The 13,405-nt window shown below is 42.7% G+C and carries 12 protein-coding genes; all 12 read left to right on the top strand.

The window, feature by feature from the left end:
- Positions 1–214, top strand: a 214-nt coding sequence (locus AAAY30_RS10120) for a hypothetical protein (RefSeq protein ID WP_499222361.1), incomplete at its 5' end; no start/stop codon positions are given.
- 515 nt (positions 215–729) lie between these two features.
- The gene (locus tag AAAY30_RS10125) at positions 730–1,470 is read left to right on the top strand and encodes a septum site-determining protein MinD (RefSeq protein ID WP_249377036.1); all 741 of its coding nucleotides are present in this window, start codon (positions 730–732) and stop codon (positions 1,468–1,470) included.
- 30 nt (positions 1,471–1,500) lie between these two features.
- Entirely contained in the window at positions 1,501–1,896 is a 396-nt protein-coding gene (locus AAAY30_RS10130; RefSeq protein ID WP_022235333.1) for a methylglyoxal synthase, read from the top strand.
- A 98-nt stretch (positions 1,897–1,994) separates the two neighbouring features.
- Positions 1,995–3,290 (top strand): histidine--tRNA ligase, encoded by a 1,296-nt coding sequence (gene hisS / locus AAAY30_RS10135; protein ID WP_499215754.1) that lies wholly within the window; start codon positions 1,995–1,997, stop codon positions 3,288–3,290.
- A 34-nt stretch (positions 3,291–3,324) separates the two neighbouring features.
- Entirely contained in the window at positions 3,325–5,100 is a 1,776-nt protein-coding gene (gene aspS / locus AAAY30_RS10140) for an aspartate--tRNA ligase (RefSeq protein ID WP_022235335.1), read from the top strand.
- A 3-nt stretch (positions 5,101–5,103) separates the two neighbouring features.
- Positions 5,104–5,916, top strand: coding sequence for a zinc ribbon domain-containing protein (locus AAAY30_RS10145; protein WP_022235336.1), 813 nt, complete (start codon positions 5,104–5,106; stop codon positions 5,914–5,916).
- A 238-nt stretch (positions 5,917–6,154) separates the two neighbouring features.
- Positions 6,155–7,423 carry an SPFH domain-containing protein gene (locus AAAY30_RS10150; RefSeq protein ID WP_418615810.1) on the top strand — a complete coding sequence of 423 codons (1,269 nt, stop codon included), beginning with the start codon at positions 6,155–6,157 and terminating at the stop codon, positions 7,421–7,423.
- A gap of 22 nt (positions 7,424–7,445) precedes the next feature.
- Complete coding sequence (locus AAAY30_RS10155; RefSeq protein ID WP_499215755.1) at positions 7,446–8,498, top strand: TFIIB-type zinc ribbon-containing protein; 1,053 nt, start codon at positions 7,446–7,448, stop codon at positions 8,496–8,498.
- On the top strand, positions 8,495–9,343 hold the full coding sequence (locus AAAY30_RS10160) for a TPM domain-containing protein (RefSeq protein ID WP_499215756.1): 849 nt from the start codon (positions 8,495–8,497) through the stop codon (positions 9,341–9,343). Before AAAY30_RS10155 ends, AAAY30_RS10160 begins: the two co-directional genes overlap by 4 nt.
- 275 nt (positions 9,344–9,618) lie before the next feature.
- Positions 9,619–10,665 carry a [FeFe] hydrogenase H-cluster radical SAM maturase HydE gene (gene hydE, locus AAAY30_RS10165; protein WP_301965427.1) on the top strand — a complete coding sequence of 349 codons (1,047 nt, stop codon included), beginning with the start codon at positions 9,619–9,621 and terminating at the stop codon, positions 10,663–10,665.
- Between the two features lie 24 nt (positions 10,666–10,689).
- Entirely contained in the window at positions 10,690–12,108 is a 1,419-nt protein-coding gene (gene hydG / locus AAAY30_RS10170) for a [FeFe] hydrogenase H-cluster radical SAM maturase HydG (RefSeq protein ID WP_370743947.1), read from the top strand.
- Positions 12,109–12,117: 9 nt separating this feature from the next.
- Positions 12,118–13,299 (top strand): [FeFe] hydrogenase H-cluster maturation GTPase HydF, encoded by a 1,182-nt coding sequence (hydF, locus tag AAAY30_RS10175; RefSeq protein ID WP_301965429.1) that lies wholly within the window; start codon positions 12,118–12,120, stop codon positions 13,297–13,299.
- Positions 13,300–13,405 lie beyond the last annotated feature (106 nt).

Here is a 13,405-nt window from a genome sequence, read left to right on the forward strand (position 1 = left end):
CGATCTTATAAAAGTTTGGTCAACCTTTTTAAAGATTAATGTAAATTACGATTTTAAGACAAACAAGTACACCTTTAATCTTACAGGCAAAAGAGCGGTCACAGCAACCTACAAACTTGTATATTTCACCGGCGACAAAACCACAAAGACAATCACAGCTACAATTAATGTTGACTCACAGGGAATGTTACAAAACCTGCTTAATAAATGCTAAACTATACTTCGGAACAGCTCACAAATGTGGGCTGTTTTTTTCGTGCGGAAAATGATAAATAAATTGCTGCGGATTTTGTATATACCTGAAAAATCAGTGATTTTTGCCGCATAAGCACATAGCTGAAATCTTTTTTGCCGAAAAATTTATCGCTCCCAAAATAATACTTGTTTTGACGGCAAAAGGTGATATAATTTAAAAACAAACTGCATTTTTAAAATTTTTATTTACATAAAAACCGAATACGAGCAATTAAGAATTACATACAAGCTGTACTTGCATTTAAAATAACGGACTGCAAATTCGCAAGAGATTTTATAACAGAAAAAATCAAACGATAATTTAGTATAATTTTACCATTAAATTATGGTAAAAATGTAAAAACCCAAAAAGTATAACGATAAAATTATATATTTTGCATAAAAAGTCTATATAATTTTTGTTTGATAAAATTACTTACTTTTATTGCTCTTTTGACAAAAATATGATAGAATAATTCAGAGGTAGTATGTATTATGGATAATGTTATAGTTGTAGCCTCCGGAAAAGGAGGCACGGGAAAGTCAACAGTGTGCATTTGCCTTTCGGTTGCCCTTATTAAACAGGGCAAAAAAGTTTTGCTTATCGACTGCGACTGCGGTATGCGTGGTCTTGATATTATGCTCGATATGGAAAACGACATTGTTTTTGATGCGGCAGATGCCGTAAGCGGTAACTGTTCTTTTACAGACGCAGTTTATAAAAGCAAAAACAATGAGAATCTTTATCTTATGGCGGCACCTTTTGACACCGATAACGAGCTTAGTCCCGGGGTATTCCGTCAGCTTGTCGATACATTAAAAGCTGACTATGATTTTGTTATTATTGATTCACCCGCAGGCATCGGCTCGGGCTTTGTTACAGCTGCTACGCCCGCCGACAGGGCGCTTATTGTAGCCAACGCAGAGCCGACAAGCGTAAGAGGCGGATTAAAAGTAAAAAACAAGCTTGAAGCTTTGGGTATAAAAAATCAAAGGCTTGTTATAAACCGCTTTGACAGAAAAACTTTTACCGAGCTCGGTTTTTATGCCGACCTTGACGAAGTTATTGATGCGGTACAAACTCAACTTATCGCACTTGTACCGTTTGACATAAGAATATCAGTTATTATGCAGCGTGGAGTTGCAGGGCTTAACTGGAGTGCCGCAGCATCGGTTTTTGATTGTCTGGCACGAAGGCTTGAGGGGCAGAGAGTTCCCTTGGCATTTAAAGGATAAGCCTTTTAATATATAGGGAGGAATTTGTGTATGAATATTGCTCTTATTGCGCACGATGAAAAAAAGGAACTTATGGTTCAGTTCTGCATTGCTTACTGCGGTGTTTTAAGCAGAAATAACCTTTGTGCGACAGGCACTACGGGCAAAATGGTTTCAGAGGCAACAGGCCTTACAATTCAGAAGTTTTTGGCAGGCTCACAGGGCGGCAGTCAGCAGATTGCGGCAAGAATTGCCTGCAACGAAGTTGATATGCTTCTCTTTTTCAGAGATCCGCTCAATCCAAAGCCTAATGAGCCTAACGATATGAATATGCTCAGACTTTGCGATATGCACAATATTCCTGTTGCTACAAACATCGCAACCGCAGAGGTACTTATTCACGGTCTTGAGCGTGGCGACCTTGACTGGAGAAATATTTTAAAGTAAAAAACGATTTCATTGTCGGGCGGTTTTGTGCTGCCCGATAATTGTGTTTATACGGAATTTTCGATTAATATAAAAGGTTTTATAATTTGGAGGAAATAATGGGAGTAATCACCAAAAAGATTAAGGGCACAGAAGATGTTTTGCCAAAGGACAGCTACCGCTGGCAGTTCGTTGAAGATGTTATGCGTAAAGAATCGGCGGCTTACGGATTTAAAGAGATTCGCACACCTGTTTTTGAGCACACAGAGCTTTTTGCAAGAGGTGTGGGTCAGACAACAGATGTTGTTCAGAAAGAAATGTACACATTCGATACAAAGGGCGGAGAAAGTGTTACACTTCGTCCCGAGGGTACGGCAGGCGCAGCAAGAGCAGTGCTTGAGCACGGCCTTGTAAATGACAGCTTACCTATCAAGGCAAGCTATTTTGTGTCTTGCTACCGCTACGAAAAGCCGCAAGCAGGCAGATTAAGAGAGTTCCACCAATTCGGTCTTGAGTGCTACGGTACACAGTCACCTGTTGCCGATGCGGAACTTATTTGCGCCGCACAGTCTATTTTTGACCGCCTTGGCATTAAACAGCTCAGACTTGAAATTAATTCTATCGGCTGCCCTACTTGTCGTGCCGAGTACCACAAGGCACTCAAGGAGTATTTTTACGGATACAAAGACGAGCTTTGCGAAACCTGCAATTCAAGACTTGAAAAAAATCCTATGAGAATACTCGACTGCAAAAGTCCCGTATGTTCAAAGATTGCGGGCGGTGCACCTAAAATTACAGATTATCTTTGCGATGAGTGTAAAGAGCACTTTGCAAGCGTTCAGAAATACCTTGATGCCGCAGGTGTTGAATATACGGTAAATCCTACAATCGTTCGTGGACTTGACTACTACACAAAGACTGTTTTTGAGTTCGTTACCGACTTTATCGGTGCTCAAGGCACAGTTTGCGGCGGCGGCAGATACGACGGACTTATTGAGGAGCTCGGCGGAAAGCACTTGCCGTCACTCGGATTTGCAATGGGCATTGAAAGACTTTTAATGCTTATGGACAAACAGGGCATTGAAATTCCGAAACCGTCAACCTGCGACCTCTATGTTGCTGTTATGGGCGAGAGTGCGTCGCTTAAATCATTTGAAATTATCAAGGCTGTCCGTTCCTGCGGACTTATTGCCGAAACCGATATTGTAGGCAGAGGATTAAGAGCACAGATGAAATATGCCGACAAAATCGGCGCAAAGTTCTCTATGGTGCTCGGCGACAATGAGATTGAGCAGGGCAAGGCAGTTATTAAGAATATGTCGAGCGGCGAGCAGACTGAAATTGTACTTGACGATACATTTGCAGAGAAATTTATGGTACTTCAGCTTGCCGATGTTGACAGCTTTAAGCTGTAAGCGTTGACAACTTAATTTAAGGAGATATACAAAAATGGCAGAATTTATGACAGGACTTAAACGAACCGACTATTGCTCCGACCTTAGAATCGGCGATGTCGGCAGAGAAGTAACAGTTTGCGGTTGGGTACAGCGTTGCCGTGACCTCGGTCAGCTTATTTTTATTGACCTTCGTGACCGCACAGGCATTGTTCAGCTTGCTTTTAACGATAAGACGGATAAAGAAATTTTTGATAAAGCTTTTGCTTGCCGCAGTGAGTATGTTTTGGCGGCAAAAGGCATAGTATGTGAGAGAAGTTCCAAGAACAAAGATATTCCTACAGGCGATATTGAGGTTATGGTAACAGACCTTAGAGTTCTTTCAAAGGCACAGACACCGCCTTTTGAAATTGTTGACGAAACAAGCACAAACGAGGAGTTAAGACTTAAATACCGTTATCTTGACCTTCGCCGCCGTCCTATTCAGAACAACATTATTATGAGAAGTAAGATTGCAAAGGTTGCAAGAGATTATTTCTACGAGAACGGCTTTATTGAGATTGAAACTCCGATGATGATTAAATCAACTCCGGAGGGCGCAAGAGATTACCTTGTACCGTCAAGAATCCACAAGGGAAAGTTCTATGCTCTTCCGCAGTCACCGCAGATTTACAAGCAGCTTTTGATGGTATCGGGTTTTGACCGTTACATTCAGCTTGCCCGTTGTTTCAGAGATGAGGACTTAAGAGCCGACCGTCAGCCTGAGTTTACACAGATTGATATGGAGCTTTCGTTTGTTGATATGGACGAAATTATGGAAATCAACGAGGGACTTTTCAAGCGTTTGTTTAAAGAAGTGCTTGGCAAGGAGCTTGTAACTCCGTTTGAGAAAATGACATACAACGACGCTATGGAGAACTACGGTTCGGATAAGCCTGATATTCGTTTCGATATGAAGATTCAGAATATTTCCGACCTCGTAAAGGACTGCGGTTTCAGCGTATTTACAAGCGCTGTTGAAAACGGCGGTTCTGTTCGTGCCATTGTTGCAAAGAATGCGGCGTCTGTATATACAAGAAAAGAAATTGACAAACTTACAGAGTATGTAAAGGGCATCGGTGCAAAGGGCCTTGCCTATGTAAGATGGGTTGACGAGCCGAATGCATCATTTAAGAAGTTTATGACAGAGGAAGAGCTTTCCGCTATTTACGAAAGACTCGGCGCAGAGAAGGGCGATGTAATCTTCATTGTTGCCGATAAGAACAGCACAGTTCTTACAACTCTCGGTGCATTAAGACTTAAGGTTGCAAAGGTTCTCGACATTATTCCCGATGAATTTAAGTTCCTCTGGATTGTTGACTTCCCGTTCTTTGAGTATGACGAAGAGAGCGGAGAGTGGCTTGCAATGCATCATCCGTTCACAATGCCTAAAGAGGAGTGCTTGAAGTACCTTGACACAGACCCGTCAAAGGTTATTGCAAAGGCTTACGACCTCACTCTTAACGGAACAGAGCTTTCAAGCGGTTCAATGCGTATTACTGATTATGAGTTACAGCAGAGAATGTTTAAGGCATTAAAACTTACCGACGAGGAAATTGAAGCAAAATTCGGCTTCCTTGTAGAAGCGTATAAGTACGGAGCTCCGCCACACGGCGGTATGGGCATTGGCCTTGACCGTGTTACAATGCTTATGTGCGGTACAGACAGCCTTCGTGATGTTACGGCATTCCCTAAGGTTCAGAATGCAAGCGAGCTTATGTCAGCTTGTCCGTCCGTTGTTGACGATGAGAGCCTCGATGTTCTCGGAATTTCAGTAAAACCGCAGGAGTAAACGATGAATCAATTGTTTGTCGGAGCGGTTTCGTCAGGTGTGCCTGTCGGACTTATAGTTACACTTGTATTGATTGCAGCGGCTGCCATTGCCATTGCGGTGGCAGTCTATAAAATAAAACACGGAATCAGACAGATTTCAAGAAATATGTTCGGTACGGATTCTTTTGTACAGGGAATCAATAATCAGAAAAGGGAAATGAGTGAAACTCCACGCTCTTTGCAGGCTATGACGAGTCTTTGCCTGCCGAGAATACAAAGAGATTTCCCGGAGTTTGACTATGACGATTACAAACAAAAGTCAGAAACCGTACTGCGCAGTTATATGAACTCCATTGAGGAAAAAAATCCGAAGCTTTTGTACGGCGAGTGCTCCACAGCCTTAAAAGACAGCGTAAAGAGTATTATTACCGACCTGTCAAACAGAGGCTACAAGCAGAATTACGATGATATTGTAATTCACCGTACGGAGATTTCACGATACACAAAGGACGGTGCAACCGCAAGGATTTTGTTTGTATCGTCTGTAGGTTCTTATGCCTATACCACCGACGCCGCAGGCAGTGTGGTTTACGGCAGCAGGGATATGAAAACTCAAAGTGTTTACGAAACCGAGCTTGTGTATATTCAGAATGTGGATATGGTGGCAAACGGCAGTGAGGGACTTGGTATTAATTGCCCTAACTGCGGCGCACCGATTAAGAACTTAGGTCAGAAATTCTGTGAATACTGCGGCACAGGCATTACGGAAATCAACATAAGAGCGTGGAAATTCTCGTCAATAAGAGAACAAACCAATGCTACAAGACCATATTAATTTATAAACAATTGCACTTAGGCGATGTTGAAAATCAGAGTGAATTATGGTTTAGCAAATTGCTTTGTTTAACTTGTGTGTTAAATAATAATTTATTTGTTACCCCAACATTTTTGAAAACAAACCTGTAACAGATTAAGAAGATTTAATCTAAAGCAAAAGCCTTCGTTTCAGTGCAATTATATCAGCTCACAAAAATTTAAAAATAAAGAAAATTTCTTGTAAAGGAGATAAGACTATGGGCATTATCAGAGCAGCCATTAACTCGGTTAAAGGCGGATTGGCAGATTCTTGGCAGGAGGTTATCCAGCCAAGGCCAATGAGCGGAACTATCGCAATGGTTCCCGGTGAAAAGATAACACACGGCACATCTCAAAACACAAAGGGCACACCAAACATCGTATCAAACGGATCTGTTATTCAGGTTTACGACAATCAGTGTATGCTCCTTATTGACGGCGGTAAGGTAGTTGACTTTACTGCAGAACCGGGTTATTACCAGGTAAGCAACAGCTCAATGCCGTCACTTTTCTGCGGTCAGTTTGGCGACTCTCTTAAAGAAACATTCTCCCGTATTAAATACGGCGGAATTCCGTCACAGTCGCAGTATGTAATTTACATCAACCTTGCCGAAATTACAGGTATTCTTTTCGGCACAAAGAATGTTGTAAACTACTTTGACAGTTTCTACAATGCAGAACTTTTCCTCCGTGCGCACGGTACATATTCTATTAAGATTACCGATCCGCTTAAGTTCTATCAGGAAGTAATCGACAAGGGTCTTGTAACAGCTTGTCAGCCGTTTGACTACAAGTCAAAGTCAATCCAGTATAACACAGAGTTTGAGGCAGCTTTAAGTTCTGCTATCAACAACTTCTCTGCTGACGGTTACAGAATCAGCTTTATTAAGGGTAAATCCCGTGAATTTGGTCAGTATATGGCTAAAACTCTTGACCAGGAATGGGAGCAGCAGCGTGGTTTCCAGGTTCAGGCAGTTGCTATCAACATTTCTTATAATGACGAGAGCACAGAGCTTATCAATATGAGAAACAAGGGCGCAATGCTTTCAGACGCAGCGGTTCAGCAGGGCTATGTAGCAGCTAATGTTGCGGAAGGTATGAAAGCGGCAGGCTCAAACTCAAACGGCGCAATGGCAGGCTTTATGGGTATGGGCATGGGTATGAATGCAGGCGGTAATATCCTCGGCGGCTATCAGCAGAACCCACACTACAACAATCAGCAGCCACAGCAGCCTCAACAGCCACAGGGCAATCCGCTTGGCGGCGCACAGCCTGCTCAGCCGCAGCAGAACGCTCAACAGCCTGTACAGCCTCAGTCGGCAGACAGCTGGACTTGCGCTTGCGGTGCGGTAAATACAGGCAAATTCTGCCCTGAATGCGGTGCAAAAAAGCCTGATGCACCTAAAAAGCATTTCTGTGTAAACTGCGGATATGAATTAAAAGAAAATCAGAAGTTCTGTCCTGAATGCGGTACAAAGGCAGAATAATTTAAGAGGGATAAGGCAATAAATGGGTACAGTCAATTATAACTGCCCATCCTGTGCGGCGCCGCTTACTTTTAACCCCGAAAGGCAGAGATTTTGTTGTGAATACTGCCTTTCGGAGTTTTCGCCTGAGAAAATTCAGCAAATTTACGCCGAAAGGGAACAAAGCGGTGCGGACACTCAACAGGAGTTTAAAGAGGAACTGCACGATGGATATGTGTTCCATTGCGATTCTTGCGGTGCAGAGGTTGTTGCAACATCATCGACAGCGGCAACAACCTGCTTTTACTGCCACAATCCTGTTGTGCTCAAGGGCAGATTGTCGGGAGATTTCAGACCCGACAGAATTATTCCGTTTAAGTTGTCACGAGAACAAGCTGTTTCAGCTTTTATGGATAAAACAAAAGGCAAAAAGTTTTTGCCCAAAGATTTTTTAAGCGACTCAAATATTGAGAAAATGACAGGAGTATATTTCCCATATTGGTACATAGATACTCAACAGGATTCTCATATGACGGCAAGGGGCAAAAAGTACAGGCACTGGAAATCCGGTGACAGACGATATACCGAAACTTCGTATTATGACCTGTTCAGAAGCGGCGATGTTTATATACGCAATGTTTTTGAAAGAGCACTTTCGGCTGCCGACAGAGAAATGCTGCAGTGCATACATCCGTATGATTTGTCAGAGGCACAGCCGTTTTCAATGTCGTACCTGTCGGGTTTTCAGGCAGAAAAAAGAGATATAGAAAAGTCCGATATTCAGATAATGGTTGACCAAAAGGTTGACGAGTATTGCAAAGAGGTGCTTAAGGGTGCTTGCAGTGAATATTCGGGTATTGAAGTAACCAATTACTATGACCGCACAGATATTGAAAGTTGGAGTTATACGCTTTTGCCTGTGTGGATTATAACTTATAAGTATAAGGGCAAAATTTACCCGTTTGCCATCAACGGTCAGACAGGTAAGCTCTACGGCAGTTTGCCTGCCGATACCGGCAGATTAATTGCAATGTCTTCATTAATAGCCGGCATAGCTTTTGTGTTCGGTATGTTGGGAGGTATATTTTTTATATGAAAAATGTACTTTCCGTTGCGGCCGTATCGCTTGCCGTAACCGCCGTATTTGCCCTGTCGGTAACACCGACTTTTGCAGAGAGCAGCAAAAAGCTGACAGACGATGCGGATATTATAACTTCTTCGCAGGAAGAAACCATAGAGAATAATCTGAAAAAATGTACGCTTGCCACAGGCTGGGACACAATAATCTATACCAATAACAACAATGTGGATTCGTATGATATGGAAGATTATTGCAACGATTATTTTGATAATCATAATTACGGCTGCGGTGATAAAAAAAGCGGCGTTATGCTCACTATAGATATGAGTTCCCGTGAAATGTATATAATCACCAAGGGCGAGGCGATGTACTGTTTCAGCGATGCCCGAACAGACGATTTGCTCGACAGCGTTCAGTACGAGCTTTCAAGCGGCGACTATGACGGCGCTTGCGATGAATTTATCGAAACGGTTGAGCAATACTATAATGCGGGTGTAGATACAAGCAAAGACGCAAGCTACAGCAATATAATTGAAGCGCAGCTTACTCCGCTTGAGAAGGTTATAAAAGGTTTTCTCTACGGTATAGTGTTTATGCTGATGGGCGGTTTGGCAGGATTTCTTGTCAGTCTGGGCGTTCGTTACGCTTACGGCAAAAACGGCAAGGGTGCGAGTTATGACCTTGCTAAAAACAGCTCACTGAATCTCACCGAAAGCAGAGATCAGTTTTTATACAAGAATGTGACTTATACTACCGTGTCGAGTTCAAGCTCAAGCTCATCGTCGCACAGAAGTCACAGGAGCAGCAGCAGTCACCGTTCAAGTCATTCATCACACGGCGGCGGTGGCAGACATTTTTAAATTTGCAGCAACGGCGTTCTTTATATCGGCTTAAGAGCAAAATCAGAATTTTTACAAACTGTCGGCAGGAATTTTGTTCCTGCCGATTTTTAAAAGAATATTTTTGATGCAGATGAGTTACGGTTTGATAAAACATACTTTTTACAAAATTATAAAAGTTCGGTCAACCTTTTTAAAGGCTTGACCTAAATTTTAAAAATTATTTAATCTTTACTCCAAACCAAATCCCAACAGGCAATGCAAAGCATTACCCGTACAGCGTTTTATTAAAGAATATGAAAAATTATGAAATTATAGATAAGCTCTACGCCTATCACAATGCAGACAGAGCAGAGTTTACAGCATTAATAAATACTGTTACAGACGAAGAACTTGAGTACCTGCGCAAAAAGGCACAGCAGACGGCACAAAAATACTACGGTAACAAGGTGTATATCCGTGGTTTGATTGAGATTTCAAGTATTTGTAAAAATGACTGCCTTTACTGCGGTATACGCAGGTCAAATGCAGATGCCGTTCGTTACCGCCTCTCAAAAGAGCAGATTTTGCAGTGCTGCGATACAGGCTACCCGCTCGGTTTTCGCACCTTTGTTTTGCAGGGCGGAGAGGACGGATATTTTGCCGATGATGTTATGTGCGATATTGTGCAAAAAATCAAGCAAAAATATCCCGACTGCGCAGTAACGCTTTCTCTCGGCGAACGCAGTTACAAAAGTTACAAAAGACTGTTTGATTCGGGTGCAGACCGATATCTTCTTCGTCACGAAACGGCAGACAAAGAGCATTACGAAAAATTACACCCTGACAATATGTCGCATCAAAACAGGCTTGATTGCCTGTACAATCTAAAAAAAATAGGTTATCAGACAGGTGCAGGTTTTATGGTCGGTTCGCCTTTTCAGACTGCCGAAAATCTTGCGGATGATCTGATTTTTATAAAAAACCTCAATCCGCAGATGTGCGGTATAGGTCCGTTTATTCCGCATAAAGACACGCCGTTTGCTAAGCAACCTACAGGCAGTGTGCGGCTTTGCCTTATGCTCATCTCAATAATAAGACTGTTGTTGCCGAGCGTACTGCTGCCGTCAACAACCGCACTCGGTACGGCGGACATCAACGGCAGGGAAAAGGGGATACTGCACGGCGCAAATGTGGTTATGCCAAACCTTTCTCCGCTTGAGCACAGAAAGGACTACTCTCTGTACGATAATAAAATTTGTACGGGTGACGAGTCGGCGCAGTGCATAAGTTGTATGAAAAACAGAATGAAGTCAATCGGCTACGAAGTTGTGACCGATGTGGGAAATTATATTGCTCCTTAGTTGCGACAGGAAAGGAAATATGAAATGTATGACAAAAAATCTCTTAAAGCAGAGGAATTTATTAACGACGGTGAAATCCTTGACACCCTAAAATATGCAGACGAAAACAAAGATAACCTTGCGCTCATAGACAAAATCATCGACAAGGCAAGGCTTAGAAAAGGACTTGACCACAGGGAGGCAAGCGTATTGCTTGCGTGCGAGGACAGCGAAAGACTTGCAAAAATTTATGACCTTGCCGAGCAGATAAAAAAAGATTTTTACGGCGACAGAATCGTTATGTTTGCTCCTCTTTATCTTTCAAATTATTGTGTAAACGGTTGTGTTTACTGCCCGTATCATCTTAAAAATAAACATATCTGCCGAAAAAAACTTACGCAGGAAGAAGTGAAGAGCGAGGTTATCGCATTGCAGGATATGGGGCACAAAAGGCTTGCGATTGAAGCGGGCGAAGACCCCGTAAACAATCCGATTGAGTACATTCTTGAGTGCATAAAGACGATTTATTCAATTAACCATAAAAACGGCGCAATCAGACGAGTTAATGTAAATATTGCCGCCACCACGGTTGAAAATTACAGAAAGCTAAAGGATGCCGGCATTGGCACTTACATTCTTTTTCAGGAAACCTACAACAAAAAGAGCTACGAAGAGCTCCACCCCACAGGTCCGAAACATAATTACGATTACCATACCGAGGCAATGGACAGGGCAATGCAGGGAGGAATTGACGATGTGGGAATTGGCGTGCTGTTTGGATTGGAACTTTACCGCTATGAATTTGCGGGACTTTTAATGCACGCAGAGCATCTTGAGGCGGTTCACGGAGTAGGCCCGCATACAATCAGCGTCCCACGAATTAAGCACGCAGACGATATAGACCCCGATTCATTCGACAACGGAATAGATGACGAAACTTTTGCGAAAATTTGCGCACTGATAAGAATTTCCGTGCCGTACACGGGTATGATTATTTCGACCAGAGAGAGTAAGACGGTGCGTGAAAAGGTAATAAGACTCGGTGTATCGCAAATCAGCGGTGCGTCCTGCACAAGCGTTGGCGGTTATGCCGAACCCGAAGAAGAGGACGAGAATACGGCTCAATTTGATGTGTCGGACAATCGTACGCTTGACGAGGTTGTAAATTGGCTTATGAGCCTTGGCTATATCCCGTCATTCTGCACGGCTTGTTATCGTGAGGGCAGGACGGGCGACAGATTTATGTCGCTTTGCAAAAGCGGTCAGATTCAAAACTGCTGTCATCCAAATGCGCTTATGACGCTTAAGGAGTATCTTATGGACTATGCAAGCGAGGATACAAGAAAAATCGGAGAAAAGCTGATTGAAAAAGAGCTTTTGAAAATTCCCAATGAAAAAGTAAGAAAAATTGCCGCACAACACATTGCAGAGATAGAAAACGGCAGTCGGGATTTTCGCTTTTAAGAGGTGCTTATGGGACTTAATGACACACCGCTTGCAGAAAGAGTGCATATTGCATTTTTCGGCAAGCGCAATGCAGGAAAATCAAGCCTTGTAAATGCGGTTACGGGGCAGAATTTGTCGGTTGTATCCGATATTAAGGGCACTACTACGGACCCTGTAATGAAAGCTATGGAACTGTTGCCGCTCGGCCCTGTTGTAATAATTGATACACCGGGTATTGACGATGAGGGCAGTCTTGGTGAAATGCGGATTGAAAAGGCAAGACAAGTGCTTGACGGAACGGATATTGCAGTGCTTGTGGTTGATGGTTCGATGGGAAAAACAGCGGCAGATTCTGAACTTATAAATCTGTTTGAACAGAAAAACATACCGTATGTTGTGGCTTATAACAAGGCTGATTTGCTGAAAAATCCACCGCATACAGATGACGGAATGTTTGTAAGCGCAGAACAAAATACAGGTGTTTTTGAGTTGAAAGAAAGAATAGCAAGCCTGTTAAAATCCGACAGAGAGCAGAGAACGCTTTGCTCGGATTTAATTAGCGCAGGTGATACGGTAGTGCTTGTTGTGCCGATAGACAAGGCTGCGCCAAAGGGCAGAATAATTTTGCCGCAGCAAATGGCAATACGGGAAATTCTCGATTCGGGCGCAATCGCCGTTGTAACGAGGGACAGTGAATTTGAACAGACTTTGAACTCGCTTGCCCAAAAGCCGTCGCTTGTAATTACCGACAGTCAGGCTTTTGCGGCAATCGCAAAACTCACCCCGAAAGACATCAGACTTACTTCTTTTTCAATTCTTATGGCAAGGTATAAGGGAGTGCTTGACACTGCCGCAAAGGGTGCAAAAGCTATAGATTCGCTTTGTGACGATGACACGATTCTTATAAGCGAGGGATGTACTCACCACCGCCAATGCGACGACATCGGCACGGTAAAACTTCCACGGCTTTTAAGAAAATACACGGGTAAGAGCATAAAAACAGAAACAAGCTCGGGCAGAGATTTTCCCTCTGACCTTACAAAATATAAACTTGTAATACATTGCGGCGGCTGTATGCTTAACGAAAAAGAAGTTGACAGCCGCAGACAAAAAGCCGAAAGCGCAGGCGTACCGTTTACAAACTACGGCATAGCAATTTCATATATGCGTGGAATTTTTAACGACAGTTTGTTTGTAAATAAAATATGATGAAACTACATCACAAAAGTTATCTGCTTTTGTGGAGTAAATTATGGCTTAGCAAATTGATTTGCCAATCAATTATAAAAGTTTGGTCGACCTTTTCAAAAGATCG

Origin of the sequence: Ruminococcoides bili, from assembly GCF_040093295.1 — a bacterium.
GTDB lineage: Bacteria > Bacillota > Clostridia > Oscillospirales > Acutalibacteraceae > Ruminococcoides > Ruminococcoides intestinale_A.

What these genes read in the sequence shown, in the direction of transcription:
- AAAY30_RS10125 (WP_249377036.1), top strand. Translation starts at nt 730, where the DNA reads ATGGATAATGTTATAGTTGTAGCCTCCGGAAAAGGAGGCACGGGAAAG.
- AAAY30_RS10130 (WP_022235333.1), top strand. Translation starts at nt 1,501, where the DNA reads ATGAATATTGCTCTTATTGCGCACGATGAAAAAAAGGAACTTATGGTT.
- hisS (WP_499215754.1), top strand. Translation starts at nt 1,995, where the DNA reads ATGGGAGTAATCACCAAAAAGATTAAGGGCACAGAAGATGTTTTGCCA.
- aspS (WP_022235335.1), top strand. Translation starts at nt 3,325, where the DNA reads ATGGCAGAATTTATGACAGGACTTAAACGAACCGACTATTGCTCCGAC.
- AAAY30_RS10145 (WP_022235336.1), top strand. Translation starts at nt 5,104, where the DNA reads ATGAATCAATTGTTTGTCGGAGCGGTTTCGTCAGGTGTGCCTGTCGGA.
- AAAY30_RS10150 (WP_418615810.1), top strand. Translation starts at nt 6,155, where the DNA reads ATGGGCATTATCAGAGCAGCCATTAACTCGGTTAAAGGCGGATTGGCA.
- AAAY30_RS10155 (WP_499215755.1), top strand. Translation starts at nt 7,446, where the DNA reads ATGGGTACAGTCAATTATAACTGCCCATCCTGTGCGGCGCCGCTTACT.
- AAAY30_RS10160 (WP_499215756.1), top strand. Translation starts at nt 8,495, where the DNA reads ATGAAAAATGTACTTTCCGTTGCGGCCGTATCGCTTGCCGTAACCGCC.
- hydE (WP_301965427.1), top strand. Translation starts at nt 9,619, where the DNA reads ATGAAAAATTATGAAATTATAGATAAGCTCTACGCCTATCACAATGCA.
- hydG (WP_370743947.1), top strand. Translation starts at nt 10,690, where the DNA reads ATGTATGACAAAAAATCTCTTAAAGCAGAGGAATTTATTAACGACGGT.
- hydF (WP_301965429.1), top strand. Translation starts at nt 12,118, where the DNA reads ATGGGACTTAATGACACACCGCTTGCAGAAAGAGTGCATATTGCATTT.